The organism is Actinosynnema sp. NPDC050801, assembly GCF_040673975.1.
Classification (GTDB): domain Bacteria; phylum Actinomycetota; class Actinomycetes; order Mycobacteriales; family Pseudonocardiaceae; genus Actinosynnema.
The window spans coordinates 846362-870454 of sequence record NZ_JBFAQZ010000001.1 but is presented as its reverse complement, the minus strand read 5'-3'; the positions used below and the strand labels follow the sequence as shown (position 1 = coordinate 870454).

At 72.8% G+C, this 24093-nt stretch carries 24 protein-coding genes; 16 read left to right on the top strand and 8 right to left on the bottom strand.

What is annotated here, in order from left to right; translation table 11 throughout:
- Positions 1–89 precede the first annotated feature (89 nt).
- Positions 90–1901 (top strand): dynamin family protein, encoded by a 1812-nt coding sequence (locus AB0K14_RS04380; RefSeq protein ID WP_360458041.1) that lies wholly within the window; start codon positions 90–92, stop codon positions 1899–1901.
- A complete protein-coding gene (locus AB0K14_RS04375) occupies positions 1901–3313 on the top strand; it encodes a hypothetical protein (protein WP_360458044.1) in 1413 nt (470 codons plus the stop codon). Before AB0K14_RS04380 ends, AB0K14_RS04375 begins: the two co-directional genes overlap by 1 nt.
- 20 nt (positions 3314–3333) lie before the next feature.
- Here the strand turns inward: AB0K14_RS04375 and AB0K14_RS04370 are convergent, their stop codons facing one another.
- Positions 3334–4149: a LysR family transcriptional regulator gene (locus AB0K14_RS04370; RefSeq protein ID WP_360458047.1), complete on the bottom strand. Its 816-nt coding sequence runs from the start codon at positions 4147–4149 to the stop codon at positions 3334–3336.
- 76 nt (positions 4150–4225) lie between these two features.
- On the opposite strand from AB0K14_RS04370, the gene AB0K14_RS04365 reads away from it, so the two are divergent.
- On the top strand, positions 4226–5068 hold the full coding sequence (locus AB0K14_RS04365; RefSeq protein ID WP_360458050.1) for a PhzF family phenazine biosynthesis isomerase: 843 nt from the start codon (positions 4226–4228) through the stop codon (positions 5066–5068).
- Positions 5069–5134: 66 nt separating this feature from the next.
- Here the strand turns inward: AB0K14_RS04365 and AB0K14_RS04360 are convergent, their stop codons facing one another.
- The gene (locus AB0K14_RS04360) at positions 5135–5566 is read right to left on the bottom strand and encodes a nitroreductase family deazaflavin-dependent oxidoreductase (RefSeq protein ID WP_360458053.1); all 432 of its coding nucleotides are present in this window, start codon (positions 5564–5566) and stop codon (positions 5135–5137) included.
- A 289-nt stretch (positions 5567–5855) separates the two neighbouring features.
- Here AB0K14_RS04360 and AB0K14_RS04355 point away from each other — a divergent pair, with 289 nt between their 5' ends.
- Positions 5856–6842 carry a LysR family transcriptional regulator gene (locus tag AB0K14_RS04355; protein ID WP_360458056.1) on the top strand — a complete coding sequence of 329 codons (987 nt, stop codon included), beginning with the start codon at positions 5856–5858 and terminating at the stop codon, positions 6840–6842.
- A gap of 165 nt (positions 6843–7007) precedes the next feature.
- On the opposite strand, the gene AB0K14_RS04350 is transcribed toward AB0K14_RS04355, so the two are convergent.
- Positions 7008–7808, bottom strand: a complete 801-nt coding sequence (locus AB0K14_RS04350; RefSeq protein ID WP_360458059.1) for an SDR family oxidoreductase — start codon at positions 7806–7808, stop codon at positions 7008–7010.
- A gap of 95 nt (positions 7809–7903) precedes the next feature.
- Here AB0K14_RS04350 and AB0K14_RS04345 point away from each other — a divergent pair, with 95 nt between their 5' ends.
- From AB0K14_RS04345 to AB0K14_RS04330, 4 genes are all read left to right on the top strand, one after another.
- Complete coding sequence (locus AB0K14_RS04345; RefSeq protein WP_360458062.1) at positions 7904–8278, top strand: helix-turn-helix domain-containing protein; 375 nt, start codon at positions 7904–7906, stop codon at positions 8276–8278.
- A gap of 150 nt (positions 8279–8428) precedes the next feature.
- On the top strand, positions 8429–9508 hold the full coding sequence (locus AB0K14_RS04340; RefSeq protein ID WP_360458065.1) for a gamma-glutamylcyclotransferase: 1080 nt from the start codon (positions 8429–8431) through the stop codon (positions 9506–9508).
- A gap of 98 nt (positions 9509–9606) precedes the next feature.
- The gene (locus AB0K14_RS04335) at positions 9607–10200 is read left to right on the top strand and encodes a DUF4232 domain-containing protein (protein WP_360458068.1); all 594 of its coding nucleotides are present in this window, start codon (positions 9607–9609) and stop codon (positions 10198–10200) included.
- Positions 10201–10986, top strand: a complete 786-nt coding sequence (locus AB0K14_RS04330) for an alpha/beta fold hydrolase (protein WP_360458071.1) — start codon at positions 10201–10203, stop codon at positions 10984–10986.
- A gap of 51 nt (positions 10987–11037) precedes the next feature.
- Here AB0K14_RS04330 and AB0K14_RS04325 read toward each other — a convergent pair whose 3' ends face one another.
- The gene (locus AB0K14_RS04325; protein ID WP_360458074.1) at positions 11038–11460 is read right to left on the bottom strand and encodes a hypothetical protein; all 423 of its coding nucleotides are present in this window, start codon (positions 11458–11460) and stop codon (positions 11038–11040) included.
- Positions 11461–11678: 218 nt separating this feature from the next.
- Between AB0K14_RS04325 and AB0K14_RS04320 the strand changes: the two genes are divergently transcribed.
- The 5 genes from AB0K14_RS04320 to AB0K14_RS04300 all read left to right on the top strand — a co-directional run bounded on the left by AB0K14_RS04320 (position 11679) and on the right by AB0K14_RS04300 (position 16524).
- Positions 11679–12677, top strand: a complete 999-nt coding sequence (locus AB0K14_RS04320) for a hypothetical protein (protein ID WP_360458077.1) — start codon at positions 11679–11681, stop codon at positions 12675–12677.
- Between the two features lie 138 nt (positions 12678–12815).
- Positions 12816–13076: a hypothetical protein gene (locus tag AB0K14_RS04315; RefSeq protein WP_360458080.1), complete on the top strand. Its 261-nt coding sequence runs from the start codon at positions 12816–12818 to the stop codon at positions 13074–13076.
- 1 nt (position 13077) lies between these two features.
- Positions 13078–13329, top strand: a complete 252-nt coding sequence (locus tag AB0K14_RS04310) for a hypothetical protein (protein ID WP_360458083.1) — start codon at positions 13078–13080, stop codon at positions 13327–13329.
- A 1-nt stretch (position 13330) separates the two neighbouring features.
- Complete coding sequence (locus AB0K14_RS04305) at positions 13331–16099, top strand: FtsK/SpoIIIE domain-containing protein (protein WP_360458086.1); 2769 nt, start codon at positions 13331–13333, stop codon at positions 16097–16099.
- On the top strand, positions 16096–16524 hold the full coding sequence (locus AB0K14_RS04300) for a hypothetical protein (protein WP_360458089.1): 429 nt from the start codon (positions 16096–16098) through the stop codon (positions 16522–16524). The genes AB0K14_RS04305 and AB0K14_RS04300 overlap by 4 nt, the downstream gene beginning before the upstream one ends.
- A gap of 17 nt (positions 16525–16541) precedes the next feature.
- On the opposite strand, the gene AB0K14_RS04295 is transcribed toward AB0K14_RS04300, so the two are convergent.
- Entirely contained in the window at positions 16542–16949 is a 408-nt protein-coding gene (locus tag AB0K14_RS04295) for a GNAT family N-acetyltransferase (protein WP_360458092.1), read from the bottom strand.
- A gap of 35 nt (positions 16950–16984) precedes the next feature.
- Here AB0K14_RS04295 and AB0K14_RS04290 point away from each other — a divergent pair, with 35 nt between their 5' ends.
- From AB0K14_RS04290 to AB0K14_RS04280, 3 genes are all read left to right on the top strand, one after another.
- Positions 16985–17695 carry a GNAT family N-acetyltransferase gene (locus tag AB0K14_RS04290; protein ID WP_360458094.1) on the top strand — a complete coding sequence of 237 codons (711 nt, stop codon included), beginning with the start codon at positions 16985–16987 and terminating at the stop codon, positions 17693–17695.
- Between the two features lie 41 nt (positions 17696–17736).
- Positions 17737–18744: an NADP-dependent oxidoreductase gene (locus AB0K14_RS04285; protein ID WP_360458096.1), complete on the top strand. Its 1008-nt coding sequence runs from the start codon at positions 17737–17739 to the stop codon at positions 18742–18744.
- Positions 18745–18898: 154 nt separating this feature from the next.
- On the top strand, positions 18899–20452 hold the full coding sequence (locus AB0K14_RS04280) for a S8 family serine peptidase (protein ID WP_360458099.1): 1554 nt from the start codon (positions 18899–18901) through the stop codon (positions 20450–20452).
- 163 nt (positions 20453–20615) lie between these two features.
- Here the strand turns inward: AB0K14_RS04280 and AB0K14_RS04275 are convergent, their stop codons facing one another.
- Genes AB0K14_RS04275 through AB0K14_RS04265 form a run of 3 tightly spaced genes read right to left on the bottom strand, consistent with a single transcriptional unit; the run spans position 20616 to position 24081 of the window.
- On the bottom strand, positions 20616–21227 hold the full coding sequence (locus AB0K14_RS04275) for a hypothetical protein (protein WP_360458102.1): 612 nt from the start codon (positions 21225–21227) through the stop codon (positions 20616–20618).
- Positions 21228–21257: 30 nt separating this feature from the next.
- Positions 21258–22454 (bottom strand): amidohydrolase, encoded by a 1197-nt coding sequence (locus tag AB0K14_RS04270; protein WP_360458105.1) that lies wholly within the window; start codon positions 22452–22454, stop codon positions 21258–21260.
- Positions 22444–24081: an FAD-binding oxidoreductase gene (locus AB0K14_RS04265; RefSeq protein WP_360458108.1), complete on the bottom strand. Its 1638-nt coding sequence runs from the start codon at positions 24079–24081 to the stop codon at positions 22444–22446. Before AB0K14_RS04265 ends, AB0K14_RS04270 begins: the two co-directional genes overlap by 11 nt.
- Between the last annotated feature and the right edge of the window lie 12 nt (positions 24082–24093).

Below are 24093 nucleotides of genomic sequence, written 5' to 3'. Positions count from 1 at the left end.
GGGCCGGTCCTGTCCACTCGACAGGACCGGCCCTCCCTCGTGTCCGGACTTTCACCCGGACGGGTTTTACCGGCACACTCTGCCGGGTGATGTCCGCGCCTTGGCTCGACGTGCTCGACGACACGATCAGGGCTTGCGCTGCGCACAACCGGCCCGACCTGGCCGAACGGTTGCGCGACAAGCGCTCCCGCCAGCTGGACCCCAAGCTCAGGGTGCTCGTGATCGGCGAGCCCAAGCAGGGCAAGAGCCAGCTCGTCAACGCGATGGTGAACGCCCCGGTGTGCGCGGTGGGTGACGACGTCACGACCACCGTTCCCACTTTCGTGCAGCACGCGGAGACGCCGTCGGCCGCGCTCGTGCGCGGCGCGACGATCGCGAACACCCCCACCGAACGCATCCCGGTGCCGATCGACCAGCTCGCCAGCCAGGTGAGCGCCAACCAGCACCACGGCGGCGACCTCGTGCGCGCCGAGGTCGGCATCCCGCGCGCGCTGCTGGACTCGGGCCTGGTGCTGATCGACACGCCGGGCGTCGGCGACCTGCGGCCCGCGCACACCGCGAGCACGTTCACCGCGCTGCTCCAGGCCGACGCGGTGCTCATGGTCTCCGACGCGACGGCCGAGCTCACCCGGTCGGAACTGGAGCTGCTCAAGCAGGTGATGACGTCCTGCCCGAACGTGATCGTGGTCCTCACGAAGATCGACATCGCGGCGCAGTGGCGGCGGGTGGTCGAGCGCAACCGGGCGCACCTGGCCCGCGCGGGCGTGACCGCGAAGCTGATCCCGGTGTCCGCCGCGCTGCGCCTGCGCGCGGCCAAGACCGGCGACAAGGCGCTCAACGCCGAGTCCGGCTTCCCCGAACTGCTGACCTGCGTGCAGAAGGACATCCTGGCCGCGGCCGACGTGCTGGCCCGCCGCACGGTCGCGGTCACCGCGGCGTCGGCGATCAAGCAGCTGGTCGCGCCGGTGCGCGAGGAGCTCGACGCCCGCGCCGCCCGCGGCCCGGAGAAGACCATCGCCGCGCTCAACGAGGCCCAGCGCCGCATCGACGAGCTGCGCCGCCGGTCCGCGCGCTGGCAGACCGTGCTGGCCGACGAGATGGCCGACCTGGTCTCCGACATCGAGTACGACCTGCGCGACCGCACCCGCAAGATCATCCGCGAGGTGGACAGGACGTTCGAGACCGCGGACCCGGCGCTGGGGTGGGACCGGTTCGAGGCCTGGCTGGAGGACAACCTCACCGAGGCCGCCACGACGAACTTCGCCTGGCTGCTCGACCGCTCGGAGTGGGTGGCGGAGAAGGTCGCCAAGAGCTTCCCGGTCGTCCGCGACGACCTGCTGCCCGAGTCGATCTTCCCGGACGACGTGCTGGACCGGGTCGCGCCGATGGACAAACCGCTGATCGAGAAGTTCGGCCTGATGCAGAAGGCGTTCACCGGCCTGAAGGGCTCCTACGGCGGCGTGCTGATGTTCGGTCTGGCCACCAGCCTCGCCGGGATGCCGCTGATCAACGCGATCTCGCTGGGCGCGGGCGCGCTGTTCGGCGGCAAGTCGATCATCGACGAGAGCGATCAGCGGTTGCGCCGCAGGCAGGCCGCCGCCAAGGCCGCCGCGGCACGGCACGTGGACGACTTCTTCCTCAAGTTCGGCAAGGACTGCCGCGACGCGGCCCGGCACATCCAGCGCAGCCTGCGCAACCACTTCTCCACGCTGGCCGAGGAGTTGCAGGAGACGCTGCTCGAATCGGCCCGCAGCGCCCGCCGCGCGGTCCAGGACGACAACACCGAGCGGGAGCGCCGCAACCGGGACGCCAAGCGCGAGCTGGACGACCTGGTCGCCCTGTACCAGCGGGTCCAGGCGCTCGCCGGTGGTCAGACGCCGCCGTTGGGGATCAGCGCCTGATGTTCCCGGGCGAGGTGGCACCGGGCGGCACGCGGCCCGGCGCGGTGCAGGACGAGGTCTGGGCGCTGCTCGACGACGCCCTGGAGGTCTACCGGGACAGCCCGCGCGCGGTCGGGTGGCTGCGCGGGCACCAGGCGCGGTTCGGCGAGCCGGTGCGGGTGGCCGTGGCGGGCGGGTCGCGGTCGGGCAAGTCGACCGTGGTCAGCGCGCTCATCGGCGAGGAGTTCGAGCCCACCGGCGCGACCACCTGGTACCAGGACGGGCCGCGGCCCACCGCGCACGTCGGCCAGTACGAGGTGCCGGTGCTGCGCCGCGACGGCAAGGCGTTCGTGGACGCGCCGGACGCCGAGCGCGTGGTGGTGCAGTGGCCGTCCCGGTCGTTGCGCGACCTCGTCCTGATCGACACGCCGGGGACCGCGCCGGTCGAGCAGGTCTACGGCGAGGCCGACGCGGTGCTGTACCTGACCAGGCACATGCACACCACCGACGTGCGGTTCCTGCAGACCGCGCACGACCACCCGGTGGCGCGGGTCGCGCCGGTGAACACCGTGCTGGTGCTGTCGCGGGCCGACGAGATCGGCGGCGGCCGGATCGACGCGCTGTCCTCGGCCAAGCAGATCGCCCGCCGCTACCGGCGCGAGGCGACCGTGACCCCGTTGTGCCAGAACGTGGTCGCGGTGGCCGGGTTGCTCGCAGTGGCCGCGCGCACGGTGCGGCCGGAGGAGTTCGCCGCGCTGGCCGCCCTGGCGTCGTTGGCGCGCACCGAGTTGGAGGACCACCTGCTGTCCGCGGACCGGTTCGTGGGCGAGGACTTCCCGGTCCGGCTCGACCCGGCGGTGCGCCGCGGTCTGGTCGACCGGTTCGGCATCTTCGGCGTGCGGCTGACCACCACGTTGATCCGCCAGGGCTTCGACACGCAGGTGAAGCTGACCGGTCAGCTGGTGCAGCGCAGCGGTCTGGGCGAGCTGCGCGACTCGATCGGCGTCTACTTCACCGAGCGCAAGGAGGTGCTCAAGGCGCGCGCCGCCCTGCTGGGGCTGGACGTGGTGCTGCGCGCCGAGCCGCGGCCCGGTTCGGTGGCCCTGGCCGCGTCGGTGGAGCGGATCCTGGCCTCCGCGCACGACTTCCGGGAGCTGCGGCTGCTGGCCGCGTTGCAGGGCGGGCGCACCCGGTTGCCCGGCGACCTGGACGCCGAGGCCTCCCGGCTGGTCGGCGGCCTGGGCACGGACCCGGTGGTGCGGCTGGGCATGGACTACGAGCCGACCGGGGGCGAGCTGCGGCACGCCGTGCTGGACACCCTGGGCCGGTGGCGCGACCACGCCGTGGACCCGGCGCTGGACCACGGGCAGCGGCGGGCCGCGGCCGTGGTCGTGCGCAGCTGCGAGGGGATGTTGACCCGGCTGGACGGGTGACACCCGGCCGCCGGGTGCGGTCAGTTCAGCGCCGCCGAGACCGCCCGCACGGCCGCGGAAGGCGTCCGGCGCGGGTCCGTGACCAGGAACAACGTGCTGTCGGGCAGTTCGCGCACGCGCTGCAGCGTGCCCGCGTCCAACTGCTCGGCGACGGCCACCCGCGGCAGCACGGTCCAGCCCAGACCGGCCACCACGCACGACCGCACGGCCTCGATGCTGCCGAACCGGGTGATGCTCGGCGTCGCGGCCAGTTCGCGCACGAACCGGTCGCTGTAGGAGCAGCCCTCCTCCAGCAGGAAGTACCGCTCCTCCAGCACCACGCCGGGCGCGGACACCAGTTCGATCGGCTCCACGCCGATGGCGGTCACCTTCAGGCCGGGCGCGACCAGCGCGTCCTCCAGCACCAGCGCCAGGTCCAGGGTGCCGTTGCGGACACCGGCGAGCGCCTGCCGGGTGCCCGCGGGCGAGAGGTGCACGGAGATGCCGGGCCAGCGCATGGCCACGTCCGCGATCCGCTGCGGCAGGCGGTAGGCGCAGACCGATTCCGGTGCGGCTATCCGCACGTCGCCCTCCACCGCGGTGCTGCCGCGCACCGCGTCGCGCAGGCGTTGCTCGGAGGTCAGCACCTCGCGCGCGTGCTCGACCGCCTGCCGACCCGCCTCGGTCAGCCGGGCGCCGCTGGGCAGCCGGTCGAACAGGCGGGCGCCGAGGTGCCGTTCCAGGGCTTTGACCTGGCTCGTCACCGTCGACTGCACGAGGTGCAGCTCCGCCGCTGTGGCGGTGAAGCTGCCCGTGCGCGCGAGCACCAGGAGGGTGCGCAGGAGGCGGGTGTCCACCGCATCGACAATACCGATCGGCCACATCACAGGGAATCGTTGGACTCGATGTCGGCCGGTGGGGGACGCTGTCGTCATGACCGAAGCGCAGGAACCCGCAGTGCTCCGCTACACCGCTTTCACCACCGACCCCGCCGGCGGCAACCCGGCCGGTGTCGTGCTCGACGCTACCGGGTCGTCCGAGTCCCGGATGCTGGAGATCGCCGCCGAGGTCGGCTACTCCGAGACCGCGTTCCTCTTCCCCCGGTCCGACCGCGACGAGTTCGACGTGCGGTACTTCAGCCCGCTGGTGGAGGTGCCGTTCTGCGGTCACGCGACCGTGGCCGCGGCCGTCGCGCTGGGGCGCACGGGCACGCTGCGGTTCCACACCAGGGCCGGGCTGGTCGAGGTGGCCGCGACGCCCGGCACGGCGAGCCTGACCAGCGTGCCCACCTCGGCCACGCCCGCGCCGGACGCCGACGTGGCGGCCGCGCTGCGGGCGCTGGGGTGGTCCGCCGACGACCTCGACCCGCGCTACCCGGCGCACTGGGCGTTCGGCGGCTCGCGGCACCTCGTGCTGGCCGTGCGCACGCGGGAGCGGTTGGCGTCGTTGGACTACGACTTCGACGCGCTCGCGGACCTGTTGCGCGCCAACGACGCGGTGACCGCGCAGCTGGTGCACCAGCGGGACGAGGACGTCTTCGACGCGCGTGACCCGTTCCCGGTCGGTGGGGTGGTGGAGGACCCGGCGACCGGCTCCGCCGCGGCGGCGTTCGGCGGTTACCTGCGCGCCGTCGGGAAGGTCGCGGAGCCGAGGTCGATCACCATCCACCAGGGCGTGGACATGGGTCGTCCCAGCCTGCTGGAGATCGAGGTCTCGCCCGACGACCCGCGGGTGACCGTGACCGGCGCGGCGGTGCCGATCACGACCGCGGGCTGACGGCGTCCAGGCGTTCAGGCGTTCCGCCGCCCCGGCGTCGAGGAGCGTCAGGCGCCAGGCGTCCGCTCAGGACTGGACGCGTTCCAGCACCACCACCGGGATCTCGCGGTCGGTCTTCTTGGTGTACTCGTCGTAGTCCGGCCACACCTCGGTCATCAGCCGCCACAGCTCGGCCCGCTCGTCACCGGTCGCCGTGCGCGCCTTCGCGGGGAACACGTCGGGTCCCACCTGCACCTCGGCCTCGTTGCGCGCGGCGAGGTTGCGGTACCAGGCGGGGTGCTCGGGCGCGCCGCCGTACGAGGCGACGACCACGTACGCGTCGCCGTAGGGCTGGTAGATCAACGCGGTGCGGCGCGGCTGCCCGGACTTCCGGCCGATCGTGGTCAGCAGGAGCGTGAACACGCCCGGCTGCCACTCGTGCCCGTCCGCGCCGTTCGACTCGACGTACTTGCGGATGTGCTCGTTCACCCAGTCGACTGGGCTGTCCTGGACTGACATGGCTCGAAAGTACCGAGAACGCGACGGGACCGCCGGTCGCTCACTCCGCAATGACGACCGGCGGCCCCGAACGGGGTGGGGACGTCCGCCTCACACCCTCTCGGCTCGTCCCTGTTCCCTTGCGCCGCAGGCACTTCTGCCCGCGTAAACGGTGTGCCGGGGTCGCTCGACCACGTCGTGTGGGTACGTGGTGCGGGACGGGACTGCCATGGCTCTCCTCCGGGACTCGGGCCAACTATGGCGGGCGCCAGGGCTGGCGGCTCATACGAAAGGGGGATAGAAGAGCGTTATGCCCGAGCTTGAGCTACGCCACCTGCGCGCGGTGTGCGCGATAGCCGAAGAAGGCAGCCTCACGAAGGCCGCCTCACGCCTGGGGCTCACGCAACCCGCGATGAGCGCCCAGCTGCGGACCGTCGAGCGCATCGTCGGCGGCCGGCTGTTCGACCGGACCCCCGGCGGTTCCGTGCCGACCGACCTCGGCAAACAGGTCGTCGGCACGGCCCGGCTGGTGCTCGACGAGGTCGAGCAGCTGGTGTCGCTGGCCCGTGAGCGGACCCGGGACCGCACGCCGGGGCCGTTGCTCGTCGGCGGCGTGCCCACGTTGTTCTTCGGGCACTTCGTGCAGGAGCTGCGGCGGGTGATCCCGTGTTCGGAGGTCCGCACCGAGATCATGCCCGGCGCGTCGGACCTGCTGGAGATGCTGGTGTCCGGGCAGGTGCAGCTGGGTGTGCTGGACCGGTTCGAAGGGCTGGAACGGCGGGAGCTGCGCGGGCTGGAGATGCGGCGGCTGGTGAGCGAGCCGCAGTTCGTGGCGCTGCCCGAGACCGATCCGCTGGTCGCGCAGGACGAGGTGGACCTCGCCCAGCTGGCCGACCGGGACTGGGTCTCGCCGCCGGACGAGATCGTCGGCAACCGCTTGCAGATCTTCACCGCGTGCGCGGAGGCCGGGTTCACGCCCCGGTTCAGCCACCACGTGAACGAGGCCAGCACCGCGCGCAGCCTGGTGGCCAACGGCGCGGTGTCGTTCGCGCTGCCCCAGTCCCGCGGCGGCGACGGCATCGTGATCCGCCCGCTGCGCGGCGCGCCGCTGATGGTCGACCTGATGCTGGCGACCCGCCGCGAGGGGCCCGCCGCCGGGCGGGCCCACGACGTCTTCGCCGCCGCGGCCAGGGCCTACCGCGCGGTGCTCCCCCGCAACCCGGTCTACGCGAGGTGGTGGGAGGAGCACCCCGAGGCGCACCAGGAGATCGACGCGGCACTGCTCGCGAGCGGCTGACCGCGAGCAGCCGACCCGGCGCCGTCCGCCAGGGTCAACCGCCGGCGCTACTCCCGGGCGGCCGATCGCGAACCGCCCACCCGGCACCGCTCGCGGGCGGCCAGCCGCGAACCGCCGACCCGGCACCGCCCGCCGCGGTCGACCGCCGGTGCTGCTCGCGGGTGGCTAGCCGCGCACGGCGTCCTCGATCGTGGTGGGCGCGCGGCCGATCAGCTTCTCCAGGTCCGGGCGGACCTCGGCGAGTGCGCCGCGGCCGATGTTGACCTCGATGTCGGCGAGCAGCTCGGCCAGGAAGTCCGGCAGGCCGAAGCCCTTCAGGCCGGTGACGCGCTCGTCCCGGCTCACCGGCCGGTGCGTCTCGCCCACGAGCGCGGCCAGCTCGTCGAAGCTCCACGCCCGCGGGCCGGTGAGCTCGTAGACCGCGTTCTCGTGGCCGGCCGTGCTCAGCACGACGGCGGCGGCCAGCGCCAGGTCCTCGCGGGACGCGCTGGCGATGCGCCCGTCGCCCGCGGCGGTGACGATCGGGCCGGGCCCCTGCGGGAGGTAGTTCTCGTGGTACATCGCGTTGCGCAGGAAGGTGAACGGGATGCCGGTGGCGCGGATCGCCTCTTCGGTCGCCTTGTGCACCTTGGCCAGTTCGAGCGGCGAGGTGTCCGCGTCGGTGACCGACGTGTAGACGATGTGCCGCACACCCGCGTCCGCCGCCGCGCGCACGGCGTTCAGGTGCCGTCCGATCCGGATCTCGTCCGGCCCGTCCACCGACACCAGCAGCAGCGTCTCCACACCGGCGAACGTGGCGGCGAGCGGGCCGTCGAAGTCGCCCGGCCGGACCTCGACGCCGAGGCCCTCGGCCTTCTTCGGGTCGCGCACGGACACCGCGAGCCGATCGGCGGGGAGGCGGGTGAGGGCGTGCTTGAGGATCAGGGAGCCGAGGTGGCCGGTCGCGCCGGTGATCAAGGTCGTCATGCGGCGAACGCTAGGTCGGCTGCTAACTATTCGTAAGTACCTACCCGTTTGTCAGGTACTTACGTTCGGGAAAGCATCCAGGTAGGGTGCGTGCCATGGAGCCGCGAGGTGACGTATACAACCGCGACTGCCCGTCCCGCACGATCGCCAACCACGCCACCGGCCACTGGGGCAGCCTCGTGCTCGCCAAGCTCCTCGACGGCACGCGGCGGTTCGGCGAGCTGCGCCGGTCGGTGGCCGGGGTGAGCGAGAAGATGCTGGCCCAGACGTTGCAGGCGCTGGAGCGGGACGGGTTGGTGCGCCGGGAGGTGCACCCGGTGATCCCGCCGCGGGTGGACTACTCCCTCACGCCGCTGGGCACCCATGCGGCGAAGCAGATCCGCGACCTGTTCGGCTGGATCGAGGCGAACCTGCCCAACTTCGTGGCGGCACAAGAGGAGTACGACGCGCGACGTGCCGAGAACGTGTGACACGTCACGTCAACACCTCCGACCTGTTCCGCCTGATGTAGTGCGGTGAAGCCCGTTCCCGCACGACCGAGCCGAAGAGGTCCGATCTATTCCGGCCCGCAGAACCCAACGCCGGGTGAATTCTCGGTGAGGTTTGCCAGAATGGGAGGCATGACGCAGCCCTTCACGGACGACAGTCACCCGGCCGAGCCCTATCCGGGAGCTCGGCCGGGGCACTGCTTCGTGCACCTCGACGGTGCGGGCTGGCCGGTCACGCCGGACCCCGGCGCCGACTCCGGGTGGCGGGTCGCGCCGGACGGGCGGGACCTGGACGATTGGCTCGCCGAGCACGGCGAGCCGCCGCTCTCGGGCCGGATGCCGGTGCTGGCGTACGGCTCCAACGCCAACCCCGCCAAGGTGACGTGGCTGCGCGAGGAACTCGGCCTGACCGGCCCGGCGGTGGTGCTGCGCGCCCGGTGCGACGGCCTGGCCGCCGTCTGGGCCGCGGGGTTGCGCAAGACCGACGGCCAGCGCCCGGCGACCCTGGCCGCGGCGCCGGGCGTCGAGGAGGAGCACGCGGTGTGGTTCGCCACCGCGGAGCAGCTGCGGGTGCTCGACCGCTGCGAGGGCCGCGGCCTGCGGTACCGGTTGGTGCGCGTGCACACCGGACGGGTGACGTTGTTCAACGGCGGCGTGGTCGACTCCGTGCTCGCCTACACCGGCGCCGGCATCCGGCGGATGCCCCTGCTGGTCAACGGCAGGCCGGTGCGCTGTGCCGACGTCGACCAGCGCGGCGCGCGGCGGCTCGGCGGACGGCCCGCCGACGGCGACGGCCTGGACGTGACGCCGGTGCACGGCGACCCGTCGCCGGACGACTGGCCCGACCGCCTCTTCGCCTACGGCACGCTCCAGCCCGGGATGGCGGCCTGGCGCCTCGTGGCGCCGTTCGTCGTCGGCGAGCCGGTGCCCGCGTTGCTGCCCGGCACCCTGCACGACACCGGCCGCGGCTACCCGGCGCTGCGCCCCGACGACGGTTCCCGCGGCGGTACCGGCCACGGCGTGCCGGGGCACGTGCTGCGCCTCGAACGCCCCGAGGACGCGCTCCCCGTGCTGGACGAGTACGAGGGCGACGAGTACCGCCGCGTGCGGGTCGCGCTGCCCGACGGCCAGGTCTGCTGGACATACCTGTGGAACGCCGCCGCGGGCGACCTGCCGGTGCTCGACGGCGGCTGGGTCGAGAACCGTCAATGATGCGCCCGATACGGTGAATTTCTCGCCGATACACCCAACCGAACGGCCGCTGGGTACGTCCTCCTGACAAGGACTCGTCATCGAGCCAGGAGGTGGACATGAGGCGACTCGTGGCGCTCGGCGCCCTCGCGGTCGCGCTCACCGCGTGCGGGAGCCCTCGACAAGCGGCAGAACAGTCGACCCTCGCGGTCGAACCACCCTCGTCCTCGGCCACCGGGACCGCGCCGGTGCCGCCGTCGTCCGCCCCGGCGACGGCGGGCCAGGCGTCCGCCCCGGTCCGCTGCACCGCCGCCGCGCTCGCGGGCGCGGTCCAGCCGGGCGACGCGGGCGCGGGCAACCGGTACGGCAAGCTCGTGGTGACCAACAACGGCGCGGCGCCGTGCACGCTCAACGGCTACAGCGGCCTGCAACTGCTCGACGCGGCGGGCAACCCGCTGCCGACCGACCTCCAGCGCACCACCGATCCCGGTCCGGCGCCGCTGGTCCTCGCGCCCGGCACCGCGGCGGCGGCGAACCTGCACTGGACCGTCGTACCGACCGGTGACGAACCGGTGGACGCGCCGTGCCAGGCCGAGGCGGCACGGGCCGCGGCGATCCCGCCGGACGAGACCGAGCCGATGAGCCTGTCGTGGGGCCTCGGTCCGGTGTGCGCCGGCGGGAAGATCAGGATCAGCGCGTTCTACGCTGCCTAGGTGATCGAGTCCAACGTCCCCGGCCACGCCGGTGACCTCGCCGTCCGCACCTGGCCCAACCTGACCGCCGACTGGCTCGCCGTGGTCGTGCACGGCTACGGCGAGCACGGCGGCAGATACGACCACGTGGCCGAGGCGTTGGTGGAGGCGGGCGCGTTGGTGCTGGCGGCCGACCACGTCGGCCACGGCCGGTCCGCGGGCGAACGGGCGCTGATCACCGACTTCGACGGCGTGGTGGCCGACGTCGCCGCCACGGTGAGCTCGGCGGCGTCCGACCTGCCGACCGTGCTGATCGGCCACGCCGAGGGCGGTCTGGTCGCGGCCAGGTACGCCCAGCTGCACCCGTTGACGGCGCTGGTGCTGTCCGCGCCGGTGCTCGGCACGTGGGAGGGGCTGGACGGGCTGGGTTCGGCGGAGGCGACCCGCGCGCCGCTCGACCCGGCACTGCTCTCGCGCGACCCGGAGGTCGGCAAGCGGTACGCGTCCGACCCGTTGGTGTGGCACGGGCCGTACCGGCGGGAGACCTTGGAGGCGCTGGAGCGCGCGCTGGACGAGGTCAACTACGGGCCGGCGCTGGAGCACCTGCCGACGCTGTGGCTGCACGGCGACGCCGACGAGCTGGTGCCGCTGGCCGACACCCGCACCGGCACGGACCGGTTGCGCGGCCTGCTGTTCGAGGAGCGCGTCTACCGCGGCGCGCGGCACGAGGTGTTCAACGAGACCAACTCGGCCGAGGTGCTGGCCGACGTCGTCGCCTTCGTCCACCGGGTGCTCGGGCGGCGCTGACGCGAACGGGGTGGGGTGGCCGACGCGGTGCCACCCCACCCCCGTCACGAATCAGTCGTCGTAACCCGAGTCGTCATCGTCGTCGTAGTCGTCGTCATCGTCGTAGTCGTCGTCATCGTCGTCGTGGTCGTGGTAGTCCGAGTCGTCGGCGTAGGCCGATGTGTCGCCGGTCCAGGCTCCTTCAGGGCTGGACCAGGCGTACTCGTCGTAGTAGCCCGCGTTGCCCTCCCACGTCCACGCCACGACGGTGAAGGAGCCCGCGCCGTACGGCGTGGCGGCCTGGTACTGCTCGTAGAAGTACGAGCCGCCGTAGCCGTCCGCGCCGGACGCCAGTTCGTGGACGGTGGCGCCGTCCGCCGTGGCCGACACGTTGTTCTGGTCGTACTCCACGTCGGCCGACGCGATGCCCGCGGCGCCGATGATGATCGGGAACGCGAGAGCGCTCGCCGCGGCCAATCGGATGATGCTGCGCATGGTGGAACCTCCTAGGCGTAGATGGCCATGCGCTCACATCGTTACCTCGGTCGGCGCGCCGCCGGAGGTGGCCGACCGCATCGTGTGAACGGGGGTTGAACCGGCGAAAACGGCCTGATCAGCGGACATCACGAGGGGTGGGCGCAAGTCCCTGCTTATGGGTGACATCAGTGGCACCCTCACGAGTCGCCCGCGTGTCGTGGACAATTCGGGTCGAGATGGTGGGAGAAGACCTGGAGCTGCTGATCACCGCGGTGGTGGCGGCCGACGACGAGCGGCAGGCGCACGCCGCCTGCGCCTCACTGCTGCGCCAGGTGGGCGGGCGCGTGGTGCGGGCCTTCGACTGCTCCGACGAGGAACCCGGCTGCTGGTCGGTGACGATCAGCCTGCTCAGCGGCGAGCGCGCGACGCAGAACGTGGCGGGCGCGTTGGCCAGGGCGGTGCGCACGGTGGTGCGGCGGCTGGGCGACGAGTTCCCGACACCGCGGGTGGCCTGCGAGCCGCCGACCGCGTGGACGGTGCTGGAGGACCCGGCGCTGCTCGACGGCCTGGTGCCGGGCGCGGAGCGGTTGATGGTGGAGGCGTGGGCCGGCGGCGACCCCCAGAGGAACAGCCCCCAGCGGAACAGCCCTCAGCGGAACAGCCCCCAGCAGGTCGACCCGCGGCAGCACGACCCCCGGCACGACCCCCGGCGGAACGACTGGCGGAACGACTGGCGGCACGACGATCCAGGGCACGACGATCCAGGGCACGACGATCCAGGGCACGACGATCCAGGGCACGACGACCCCGGCCACGACCCGCAGGGCCGACCGGACGACGAGCCGGTGTCCGATCGGGTGATCCCGGCCGAGCCGGAGGCGGCCACGTGGTTGTCGTTGCGCGTCGACGTCGCCACCGACCGGTCCGCGGGCGCCGAGTGGCAGGCACGGGCGGTAGCGAGCCGGGTCGCGCGCAGTGGCAAGATCACCCGGGTGGCTCCACATGGGCACCTACTGAGCGTGCACGTAGACCTCGGTTCGAGCGCTAATTCGCCCACGGTCGCGCTACAGGACGCCGTGACGTCGCTGGGCCGTTCGGGTTGGTCGGACGTCGAGTGGTCCGACGGATCCGGGTCGACCCGCTGGTCAGCCGCTCCGGTTCCGCCGACGGGGATCGCCGCGTTGGAACTGACAGCGACACCGGGCTCGGCATTCGTGTGGACGGTCCCCAACTGAGATCATCATCGCTGACCCGATCGAGTGGATTTGCACCTCCACCCGGTCAGCCGATCTTGCTTGTGAATCGTGAATCTTTAGGTACTACTTTCAACTATAGGAATCCAACCGGTTTCGCAGGAGGGGTCGGGATCCGACATGGCCAGCATCGAAGAGGTTCGCGCCGCGATCGCTTCGGCCGTCGAGAAGGCGGGCCAGAGCGTCAACGCCCTGCAACAGGCCGCCGACCTGGCCGAGGACGCCCAAGCGCTGCTCAGCACGGCCACCCAGGGCAGCGTGCAGGCCGACGTGGAGCAGGCGAACGCCCGGTTCGCCGAGGTGGTCAGCGGCGTCACCGACCTGCAGAAGCACCTCGGCGCCGGGATCTCCCAGGCCGAGAGCATCAATTCCAGGCTGTGACGTGACCTCGGTAGGCGAGATCAGGGTCGCGCTGGAGCAGAGCTGCGAGTTCCTCCGGGACGCCTACCGCAGCGTCCGGGAAGCCCAGGGCGCGTTGGAGGAGGCGGTCGACATCCTGCTGGAGGCGAGCGCCGACCACCACGAGTCGCTGGTGCCCGCCGGGTTCACCGCCGCCGGTGAGAAGTTCGCCGACGAGTTGGAGCTGATCGTGGGCAGCCTGGAACTGGTCCAACGCCTAGCCGTGGAGCTGTGACGTGAACAGGCGTGACGAGCGCCGCAGGAGGATCGAGAGCTCCTTCGAGGAGTTCCGCAAGGCCGTCGCCGCCGCGTTGGGCAACGCCTCGCGCGAACACCGCCTGCTCGCCGACGAACGCGCCCGCGACATGTTCGAGGTGATGTTGCGCGGCGACGGCGTCGACCGGGCGCTGACCGACCCGCTGCTGGCGCGGGCGCTGGCCAACCCGCTGTTCGAGCAGCAGGTGGCGCAGGCGATGATCGACCGGGTCGAGGCGTTCCGCGAGTGGTCCGAACGCGGGCCGGACCAGTTGGCCGCGCTGGTCGACGCGGCGGCCGAGGGCCCGGCGTCGTGGCCGCCCGAGTCGTGGCTGGGCGCGCCCGGCACGGCCGACGGCAGCGACGGCGTGCCCGAGCTGTGGCGCATCGGCACCGGCGTGGTGCGCGGCGCGCCCGAGCCGCAGCGGTTCCCGGTGGTGGTGCCGATGCTGGACCACTCGCACCTGCACGTCTCCTCGACCCACGAGAGCCGGGCCACGGCCGAGGCCCTGGTGGAGAACCTCCTGCTGCGGGTGCTGAGCCACTTCCAGCCGGGCCTGGTGCACGTCCACGTGTGGGACGTCGGCCAGCTCACCGGCGCGCTGCCCGGCCTGTACCCGCTGACCCGCGCGGGCCTGCTGACCGTGCACGACCCGGCCCGGTTGCACGAGCTGCTGGACGAGCTGTCCGACCACATCCGGCGGGTGCACACCGGCGTGCTCACCGAGGGCCACCAGTCGGTGCGGGCGGCGGGCGGTCGGCGCACCGAGCCGTGGCGGGTGGCGGTGCTGTTCGGCAACCGGCAGCCGTTGCGGGAGGAGCACCAGCAGCAGCTGCAACGGGTGGCGCGCAACGGTCTCGCGGCGGGCATCCAGCTGGTCATCGTCGACATCCCGGTCACGGTCAACTCGCCGATCGAGACCGTCACCATCGCCGCCGACCAGTCCGCGACGTGCACGACGAGCGGCAAGCACGTGACCGTCGCGCTCGACCCGCCGCTGCCGCGCGCCAGGGTGCCCCGCGCCTGCGCGGCGATCGCGGACAAGCGGGAGGAGCGCCGCAACCGGCTCAGCACGTTCGCCGACCTGCTGCCGGAGCACCCGTGGCGGGAGAGCTCGGCGGCGGGCGTCCTCGCGCCGGTCGGGTTCCTGGAGGGCGAGCCGGTGCACGTGGGGCTGGGCGACACCTCGCCGCACGCCTTGATCGGCGGTCCCAGCGGCTCGGGCAAGACGAACTTCCTCTACGCCATGCTCGGCAGCCTGGCCGCCCGGTACGCGCCGGACGAGCTGGAGCTGTACCTGCTGGACTTCAAGGAGGGCGTGTCGTTCGCGCAGTTCGCGCCGGGCCGCAAGGACCCGACGTGGCTGCCGCACGCCCGGCTGGTCGGGGTCAACGTCAACACCGACCGCGAGTTCGGCGTGGCGCTGCTGGCGTTCCTGGCCGACGAGATGCGCAGGCGGGCGGACGCGGCCAAGCGGCACGAGGTCACCAAGCTGGAGCAGCTGCGCGAGGAGGACCCGCACGGCCACTGGCCGCGGATCGTGGCCGTGATCGACGAGTTCCAGTACCTGTTCGGCGAACGCGACCAGGTCACCGCGCAGGCCACGCAGCTGCTGGAGGACGTGGCCAGGCGCGGCCGGTCGCAGGGCATCCACCTGGTGCTGTCCAGCCAGGACGTGTCCGGCATCGAGGGCTTCTGGGGCAAGTCGGCGATCTTCGAGCAGTTCACCGTGCGCATCGCGCTGCCCAAGGCGCGGCGGGTGCTGGCCGAGCCGCAGAACGACGCCGCGGTGGAGCTGCCGCGCTGGCACGCGGTGGTCAACCACGAGTCGGGCGTGCGGCCGGGCAACGAGGTCGCGCGCATCCCGGACGCCACCGCCAAGGGCACGTTCGACGTGTTGCAGGCCGAGCTGCACCGCCTGCGCCCGCCGGAGCTGGCCGAACCGATCCTGTTCGACGGCAGCAAGGTGCCCGCGCTGCCGTCGCTGCCGGACTTCCGGGCGCTGCGCCCGGTCGACGGCGGCAGCCCCACCGTGCTGCTCGGCCAGGTGATCGACGTGGCGGGCAGCGCGGCGAAGGTGCGGTTCGCCCGCACACCGGGTCGCAACATCGCGGTGCTCGGCTCGCTGGCCGAGGACGCGGCGGGCGTGCTGGGCGGCGCGGCGCTGTCGCTGGCCCGCCAGCACGAGCCGGACGAGGCCCAGTTCACCCTGGCGTGCCTGGCCGAGGACGCCTGGCCGCACGCGCAGCGGTTGGCCAAGCAGCTGCGCGGCGCCGGCCACTCGGTGGACCTGCTGGGCCTGGACGGCATCCGGGCGCTGGTGGACGACACGGCGGGCCGGATCACCGCGAGCATGACCGGCGAGACGGGCGCGCCGCTGCAACCGCACTACTTGGTGGTTTACGCGGTGGACGCGGCGCACACCCTCTTGGAGGCGAAGAACGCGACCACGCGGGTCTCCGGGCTGGACGGCCTGCGGACCGTGCTCAAGCACGGCCCGGAGAACCGCACCCACGTGCTGGGCTGGTGGCGGGGCGCGCAGCGGCTGAAGAACAGCCTGTCACCCGGCGTCTACGACGACATCGGCGCGTGGATCGCGTTCGACATCCAGGGCAAGGAGCTGCTGTCGTTCGGACCGGAGCAGGTCATGGCGTGGTCACCGCGACCGCGCCGCGGGTTGTTCTTCGACCGGTTCGAGCACTCGCGACCGCAGGTCGTCATCCCGTTCGACACCGGGGAGGAACCATGATCAGCCACGCCTCAGTCGTACCCGCGCAGCGCACCGGCGGGCACGGCGTGCCGGAGGTCGAGGCGGTCTCGGCGATCGAGCGGTACCGGGAGGTCGTCGCGCTGGCCGGTGAGTCGGTGGAGCGGATGCGGGCGGCCGACCGGGCCAGGGTGCGGCTGCTGCTGGAGCGGCTGGCCGAGTCGCAGGACCGGATGGCCGAGGCCATCGACCAGGAGAAGCTGGTCAGGCAGGTCGTCGCGGAGCACTGGGAGGCCGTGGTCGGGCTGCTGTGGGACGAGCGGTGGTTCACCATGACCACGGTGCCCGCGCCGGACGAGTCGGTGCCGCCGCGCGACCAGCGCGAGTACAACACGGCGCTGGACCTGGCGTTCCGGGCGCTGGAGGAGTCGTTGCAGAAGCGGGCGCTGTTCCGCAAGGGCGCCTAGGGACCCCGGTGGGGGGCCTAGAAGCCCCAGGAGACGGCGACGGTGTCGAAGTCCAGTTCGGCGTCGGCACGGCGGTAGGTGGCCAGGGCGGCGGCGTTGTCCTTCTCCGTGCCGGTCCACACGCCGGTGCAGCCGCGTTCCCGGGCCAGCCCGATCAGGTGCTCGATGAGGGCGGTGGCGATGCCGCGCCGCCGGTAGGCGTCGTCGACACCCAGCTCGTAGAGGAACATCTCCACGCCCTTGTCCGGGTGGATGGTCTCCACACCGGACACGAACCCGGCCGGCTCGTCGTCCACGTAGGCGATGAGCAGGTGGTGCCGGTTGTCGGCGAGGAACGCGCGGGTGGCGTCCTCGCGCGGCGCGTCGTCGAACAGGTGGCCGGCGGCCACCACGGCGTCCGACGACGTGATCCGGCGGATGTCCATGCGGGCGAGGGTAGACCTTGGGTGAAGATGACGTCATGCGTGTTCTGGCGACCCCCGAGGACGTCTCGGCCGCCACCCCCGACGCGCCGGCGAGGTGGGCCGCGCAGGCGTTGCTGCCCGGGCGCGGCGGTGCGGCGTGGGCGCACGGTGACGCGGTCGGTGTGCTGGCGCCGGGGTTGTACCGGTTCGACCGGCTCGTGCTGACCGGGCCGGCGCACGACGTGGAGGTGCTGCTGCGGGCCCACGTGCGGCCCGGGGTGAGACCTCTGGTGACGACCGCCGTGGCCGAGGAGCTGGACTGGCCGGTGCGCGGCACGTTCGGGTGGATGGAGCGCACCGGGTCGTTGGCGGCGGGCGGCGGCGCCCGGTGGCTGGGTGAGGACGAGTGGGACGCCGTGGAGGCGTTGCTGCGCAAGGCGAACCCCGAGTCGTGGGCGTGGCCGCGCGAGCCGGGGCCGTCGCGGTGGGCGGGCGCGCACGTCGACGGCGAGCTGGTCTCGGTGGCCGCGGACGCGTGGACGGCGCCGGAGGTCGGGTTCATCGCGGGCGTGGCCACCCACCCCGACCACCGGGGGCGGTCGTGGTCGGGGAAGGTCTGCTCGTTCGTGGTGAGCGCGTTGCTGGCCGAGCGCGGCACGTGCGGGTTGATGGTCGACGCGGGCAACAGCGCCGCCATCGCGCTCTACCGGCGGCTCGGCTTCACCTACCGCAGCGTGACCGCGCTGAGGGACTCAGCTCACACCTGATCGGCGGAACAGGGCCGCGCCGGTGGGGTGTTGCACGCCATATGACGCTGCCTGACACCGCGCGCGAGATCCGCCTCGCTTCCCGTCCCGAGGGCTTTCCCGTACCCGGGAACTTCGACCTGGTCGAGGTGCCCGTGCCCACCGTCGGCCCCGGCCGACTGCTGGTCCGCAACCTGGTCATGAGCGTGGACCCGTACATGCGGGGCCGGATGAACGAGGGCAAGTCGTACGTGGCGCCCTACGAGGTCGGCAAGGCCCTCGAAGGCGGCGCCGTGGGCGAGGTGGTGGCGTCCGAGGCGCCCGGTTTCGAGGTCGGCGACGCGGTGCTGCACAACCTGGGGTGGCGCGAGTACGGCGTCGTGGACGCGGCCGGCGCGGTGCGCGTCGACCTGGGTGCGGCGCCCGCGGGCGCGTACCTGGGCGTGCTCGGCATGCCCGGTCTGGCCGCCTACGCGGGCCTGCTGGAGGTCGCCGCGTTCAAGGAGGGCGACGTGGTGTTCGTGTCCGGCGCGGCGGGCGCGGTCGGCCAGGTCGTCGGGCAGGTGGCCCGGCTGCGCGGCGCGAAGCGGGTCATCGGCAGCGCCGGCAGCGACGCCAAGGTGGCGTACCTGGTCGACGAGCTCGGCTTCGACGCGGCGTTCAACTACAAGGACGGCCCGGTCACCGAACTGCTCGCGCGGGCCGCGCCGGACGGCATCGACGTGTACTTCGACAACGTCGGCGGCGAGCACCTGGAGGCGGCCATCGACGCCTTCACCCCGCACGGCCGCGCCGCGCTGTGCGGCTCGATCTCGAACTACAACACCGGGACCCCGGTGGGGCCGCGCAACCTCGGCCTGGCCGTGGGCAAGCGACTGACCCTGCGCGGTTTCCTGGTGTGGGACCACGAGCGGCTGCGCGAGCAGTTCGTGCGCGAGGTCGGCGGCTGGATCGCCGACGGCGGGCTGCGCTACCGGGAGACCGTGACCGAGGGCCTGGACCGGGCGCCGCAGGCGTTCATCGGGATGCTGCGCGGCGAGAACCTCGGCAAGGCCCTGGTGACCCTGTAGGTCGATGTCGGCGGTAGGCCGCGGCCGTCTTAAACCTCCGGACTGCCCAATTCCTTCGGGATCCCGCAGTGTCCCGGTCCATTACCCGTACCCCGACCCGGTCGCGACCGCCACGCTCAACCGATTTGCTTTCGACAAGGGGGAGGGTTCCCGGGTGAAGCGTGATCTCATCGGGTTGAAGGGACTGCTGGCCGCTGCGGCGCTGGCGGTAGGAGTGGTGGCGGCCTCGCCGCTGACCGCGGGTGCGCAGGAGGGGGAGATCGCCCTGGCGGCCGCGGGCACCGCGGTCGAGGGCCACTACCTGGTGGTGCTCAAGGGCGACGACGTGGCCGCGCAGGCCGCCGAACTGACGGCGAAGCACGGCGGCAAGGTGACCGCCACCTGGCAGCACGCGCTGCGCGGGTTCGCCGTCGCCGCCAACGAGGCCGAGGCCAGACAGCTGGCCAAGGACCCGGCCGTGGAGTCGGTGAGCCAGGACGGCACGGTCCAGGCCGTCGACACCCAGCCGAACCCGCCGTCCTGGGGGTTGGACCGGGTCGACCAGCGGGACCTGCCGCTGAACTCGGCGTACAGCTACGACACGACGGCCGCGAACGTCCACGCGTACGTCATCGACACCGGTATCCGCACGACGCACACGACGTTCGGCGGGCGGGCCACCGCGGGCTTCGACGCCGTGGACGGTTCGAACGTGGACTGCCACGGCCACGGCACGCACGTGGCCGGCACCGTCGGCGGCGCGGAGTACGGCGTCGCCAAGGCCGTGCAGCTGGTCGCCGTGCGGGTGCTCAACTGCTCGGGCGGCGGCACGTTCGCGGGCGTCGTCAGCGGTATCGACTGGGTGACGGCGAACGCCGTGAAGCCCGCCGTCGCGAACATGAGCCTGGGCGCGATCGCGTCCGCCGCCACCGTGCCGATGGAGACGGCCGTTCGCAACTCCATCGCCTCCGGCATCACCTACGCCATCGCGTCGGGCAACTCCGACGACGACGCGTGCGGCTTCAGCCCGGCGTTGGTGACCGAGGCCGTCACGGTCAACGCCTCGACCGACTCGGACTCGCGCGCGACCGACTTCTCCAACTACGGCACGTGCACCGACCTGTTCGCACCCGGTGTGGGCATCACGTCGGCGTGGGCGACCAACGACACCGCCACCAACACCATCAGCGGCACGTCGATGGCCGCACCCCACGCGGCCGGCGCCGCCGCGCTGCACCTGGCGACGCACCCCGACGACGCACCGGCGGCCGTCCAGGCCGCCCTGGTCGCCGCGAGCACTCCGGACAAGATCGCCAACGCGGGCGAGGGCTCCCCGAACCGCTTGCTGTTCACCGGAACGCCGGGTGGCCCGACGACGGTCGACGCGATCCGCTACGTGAAGTCCCGGGACCACATGACCTCCACGAACGGCGGCCCTGACGGCGCCGTCCGCGAAGGTTCCGTGGGTCGCCTGCTGACCACGCAGGCCGAGGGCACCCACGCGCTGTACCGGTGCGCGTTCAACTGGGACAGCTTCACCTCGGCCGACCCGAACTGCGAGGGTCAGACCCGGGTGGCCGTCCTCGGCTACGCCTACGACACGGCGGTGGCGGGTACCCACCCGCTCTACCGCTGCGTCGTGCTGAGCAACCGGGACCACATGGACTCCCCGCTCGCGAACTGCGAGGGCCAGCGCGTCGAAGGCGTGCTCGGCTACCTGCTCAGCTGACCTGACCCCACGGCCCGCACCCGTCTCGGCGGGTGCGGGCCGTGGGTCGAGGTCGCCAAGGTCGGAGCCCTCGGGTTCAGGCGCCGGGGTCGGAGCCTTCGGGTTCAAGCGCCTTCGGGTTCAGGCGCTGCGGGTCGGAGCCCTCGGGTTCACGCGCCGTGGCTCAGGAGTGGCGGGCGATGAGCTCGCGGATCTCGGCCAGCGCCGTCTCCCGTTCGGCCTCGTCCTCGTACCAGCCGTCCTCGACCCGGTTCGCCACCACCGCCTCCGCGGTGAACTCCACGCCGAACAGGTAGGCGTCGACGCAGTAGTCGAACCCGGACTCGCGCATCGCGTCCAGCCCTTCCCGCTCGCAGTGCTCCAGGAACCCCGTCGCCGCCAGCCATTGGCCGCCGTCGAACCAGAACACGCCGCCGGCGTAGTGGATCGTCGCCCCCGTCGCCTCGTCGACGAGGTTGAGCGACTCGTAGTTCTCCGGCCGGTCGCGGACCAGGCCCACGAGCTCCTCGGGCACGCCCCGGTAGAACGACTCCTGGAGGGCGTAGGTGCCTTCCGCGTACAGGTTCAGGTCCGACTCGTGGTCGAAGGTCAGCAGCAGCGCGCGACCGTCCGCGGTGAAGTACCAGACGGCCGACTGCCCACCTCTGTCGTTCCACCCGAACCGCTCGGCGCCGTCCACCGCCATCGGCGCCACCTCGGCCAGCTCGCCGATGATCGCCGCTCGCCGACGCACCTCGGCGAGCGGAGTCGCCTTGAGGGCGTCCCAGATGCTCATGCGCGCAGGTTAGCGGTCACCACCGACAGTTCAGACGACCTCGCCGTCGGCGGCGACGACCCGGCCCTCGTGCACGACCAGCGTGCGCGGTGCGCGGTCCATCACCGCCGCGGTCACCGTGTCACCCGGCACGACGACCAGGTCGGCGGGCGCGCGTTCGGTGAGGCCCAGGGTCCGGCCCAGGACGGCCGCGCCGCCCCTGGTCGCGACGTCGACGCACATCTCGACCAGGTCGTCGCGGCGGAACCCGTTGCGGTGGGCCAACTGCCAGGTGCGGTCGAGCATGTCGCCGTTGCCGTAGGGCGACCAGTAGTCGCGGATGCCGTCCTGGCCCAGGCCGACCCGCACGCCCGCCCACCGCAGTTGCCGCAGCGGCAACGGTTCCCGCGCGCCCGGCGCGACCGTGGTCACCGCGACGTCGTGCTCGGCGAGCAGCTCCACCAGGCGGCGCTGCCGATCGGAGTCCACAGTGGACAGGGCGAAGGCGTGGCTGATCGTCACCCGGCCCTGCATGCCCAGCGCCTGCACGCGATCGCAGATCAGCTCCACCTGGAACGCACCGAGCGTCCCGGCGTCGTGCAGGTGCACGTCCACCCCGCGCTGGTGCTTCTCGGCCAACCCGAACACCACGTCCAGGTGCCGCACCGGGTCGCGGTCGTAGCCCGCCGGGTCGAGGCCGCCGACCAGGTCCGCGCCCGCGCGCAGCGCCGCGTCCAGCAGGTCGGCGGTGCCCTTCTCGCGCAGGATGCCGCACTGCGGGAACGCCACCACCTCGACGTGCGCCCGCGCCGCGTGCTCCTCGCGCGCCGCGAGCACGCCTTCCAGCTTGTCCAGCCCCGAGTCGACGTCCACCTGGGCGTGGCTGCGCACGTGCGTCGCGCCGCAGGCGATCGTCCGGCCGAGCGTGTGGGTGGCGCGCCGGCCGACCGACGCCTCGGCGGAGCGCCAGTTGCGCCGGTCGTTGTCGATCAGCTCGGCCAGCCCGTCACCCGCGCTGTGCGGGCGGAACGGCAGGCCGAGCCTGGTCGAGTCCAGGTGCGCGTGCGCGTCGGTGAACGCGGGCAGCAGCACACCACCGCGGCCGTCGACCACCGGCGCGCCGGGCGGCGGGGTGAGGTCCCGGCCGAACGCCGTGACGTGCCCGCCTTCGCAGAGCACGTCGACCAGGGGTGTCCCGGGGGTGTTCGGCCACGGCCGCACGGAACGGATCAGCAGGTCACCGGTCACCAGGCGACGCTAGCCCCGCCGGATTGAAGCCGCCAGCGATGAGCTTGCCCGGGTTGAGCACGCCGGTCGGGTCCAGCGTCCGCTTGACCGACGCCAGCACGTCCAGCCCGAGCCCGCCGATCTCGGCTTCCAGGTACGGCGCGTGGTCGGCGCCCACGGCGTGGTGGTGGCTGATCGTGCCGAGCCCGGCGATGGCCTCGCAGGCGGCGGCCTTGGCGACCTGCCACTGGCCGATCGGGTCGGCGGCGTCGCGCGCCGCCAGCACGGTGAAGTACAGCGACGCGCCGGTCTCGTAGACGTGCGAGACGTGGCACATCACCACGCAATCGCCCAGCGCGTCGACCAGCGCCGCCCGCACGGCCGCGCGCAGCGCGGACACCTTCGACCAGTGCGTCGCGGTCTCCAGCGTCTCCACGCACACGCCGACCTCCATCAGCGCGTCCCGTTGCCGCGGGCCGTTGAACCGGCCGTGCCGCCACGCCTCGCCGAGCGCCGTGCCCAGGGACACCAGGCGGAGCCCGCGCACCGTCTCCTTGCGCCGGCGCGCGACCTCGGCCGCCGACCCGCCGTGCCAGCCGACGACGAGCAGGCACGGCCGCCGCACGCCCCGCGCCTTCAGGTACGCCTTGAGCGCGGTGGTCTTCCAACCGCCGGCGAGGGCCAGCGACACCTCGGTCTCGTCCACATCGGACAGACGGGTCACGTCGGCCGCCACCCGGCGTTGCGCCAGGCCCCGCACCACGGTCGTGCCGCGGTCCCAGCCGTCCACCACGAAACCCTCGTAGCGCTCGACCACCGGCCGCGGCCGCACGCGCAGCGTGACCTCCGTGATGACGCCGAACGCGCCCTCGCTGCCGACGACGAGCTGCTTGAGGTCCGGCCCGGCGGCGGACGCGGGCGCGGCGCCGAGCCGCCACTCGCCCACCGGGGTGGCCAGCCGCACGCCCTCCACCATGTCCTCGAACCGGCCGTAGCCGGAGGACGCCTGACCGGCCGACCTCGTCGCGGCGAAACCACCGATGGTCGCGCGTTCGTAGGACTGCGGGACGTGCCCGGTGGTGAAGCCGTGCGCGGCGAGCAGCCGGTCGGCCTCGGGCGCGGGCAGCCCGGCCTGGAGCACGGCCAGGCGCGACACGGGGTCGACCTCGACCAGCTTGTCCAGCCGGTTCAGGTCCAGCGCGATCACCGCCGCCTTGTCGCCGCGCAGGGCGTTCACGCCGCCGACGACGGACGTGCCACCGCCGAACGGCACCACGGCCACGTCGTGCTCGACGCACGTCCGCAGCACCTCGACGACCTGCTCGGGTGACGCGGGCAGCACCACCGCGTCGGGCACGGCCAGGTCGCCGTCACCGCGCTGCCGCAGCAGGTCCACGTAGGACAGGCCGCCGGCGCGGCCCAGCCGGGAGTCGCGGTCCACGCGGACGTGTCCGGGCCCGACGACGTCGTCCAGCGCGGCGCGGGCGGCGTCGCTCAGCGCCGATCCGGGGACCTCCGGCGTCCGCGCGGGCGTTCGGACGTCACCCAGCCCGGTGCGTTCACGCAGCCACTTCACCGCATGCGGCGGGAGCGGGCCCGTGGTGGGTGTCCAACTGCCCCGGAGGGTGTGGTCGATGCGCTCGGTCACCGCTACAGTGTG

What these genes read in the sequence shown, in the direction of transcription:
- AB0K14_RS04380 (WP_360458041.1), top strand. Translation starts at nt 90, where the DNA reads ATGTCCGCGCCTTGGCTCGACGTGCTCGACGACACGATCAGGGCTTGC.
- AB0K14_RS04375 (WP_360458044.1), top strand. Translation starts at nt 1,901, where the DNA reads ATGTTCCCGGGCGAGGTGGCACCGGGCGGCACGCGGCCCGGCGCGGTG.
- AB0K14_RS04365 (WP_360458050.1), top strand. Translation starts at nt 4,226, where the DNA reads ATGACCGAAGCGCAGGAACCCGCAGTGCTCCGCTACACCGCTTTCACC.
- AB0K14_RS04360 (WP_360458053.1), bottom strand. Translation starts at nt 5,566, where the DNA reads ATGTCAGTCCAGGACAGCCCAGTCGACTGGGTGAACGAGCACATCCGC.
- AB0K14_RS04355 (WP_360458056.1), top strand. Translation starts at nt 5,856, where the DNA reads ATGCCCGAGCTTGAGCTACGCCACCTGCGCGCGGTGTGCGCGATAGCC.
- AB0K14_RS04350 (WP_360458059.1), bottom strand. Translation starts at nt 7,808, where the DNA reads ATGACGACCTTGATCACCGGCGCGACCGGCCACCTCGGCTCCCTGATC.
- AB0K14_RS04345 (WP_360458062.1), top strand. Translation starts at nt 7,904, where the DNA reads ATGGAGCCGCGAGGTGACGTATACAACCGCGACTGCCCGTCCCGCACG.
- AB0K14_RS04340 (WP_360458065.1), top strand. Translation starts at nt 8,429, where the DNA reads ATGACGCAGCCCTTCACGGACGACAGTCACCCGGCCGAGCCCTATCCG.
- AB0K14_RS04335 (WP_360458068.1), top strand. Translation starts at nt 9,607, where the DNA reads ATGAGGCGACTCGTGGCGCTCGGCGCCCTCGCGGTCGCGCTCACCGCG.
- AB0K14_RS04325 (WP_360458074.1), bottom strand. Translation starts at nt 11,460, where the DNA reads ATGCGCAGCATCATCCGATTGGCCGCGGCGAGCGCTCTCGCGTTCCCG.
- AB0K14_RS04320 (WP_360458077.1), top strand. Translation starts at nt 11,679, where the DNA reads ATGGTGGGAGAAGACCTGGAGCTGCTGATCACCGCGGTGGTGGCGGCC.
- AB0K14_RS04315 (WP_360458080.1), top strand. Translation starts at nt 12,816, where the DNA reads ATGGCCAGCATCGAAGAGGTTCGCGCCGCGATCGCTTCGGCCGTCGAG.
- AB0K14_RS04300 (WP_360458089.1), top strand. Translation starts at nt 16,096, where the DNA reads ATGATCAGCCACGCCTCAGTCGTACCCGCGCAGCGCACCGGCGGGCAC.
- AB0K14_RS04295 (WP_360458092.1), bottom strand. Translation starts at nt 16,949, where the DNA reads ATGGACATCCGCCGGATCACGTCGTCGGACGCCGTGGTGGCCGCCGGC.
- AB0K14_RS04290 (WP_360458094.1), top strand. Translation starts at nt 16,985, where the DNA reads ATGCGTGTTCTGGCGACCCCCGAGGACGTCTCGGCCGCCACCCCCGAC.
- AB0K14_RS04285 (WP_360458096.1), top strand. Translation starts at nt 17,737, where the DNA reads ATGACGCTGCCTGACACCGCGCGCGAGATCCGCCTCGCTTCCCGTCCC.
- AB0K14_RS04275 (WP_360458102.1), bottom strand. Translation starts at nt 21,227, where the DNA reads ATGAGCATCTGGGACGCCCTCAAGGCGACTCCGCTCGCCGAGGTGCGT.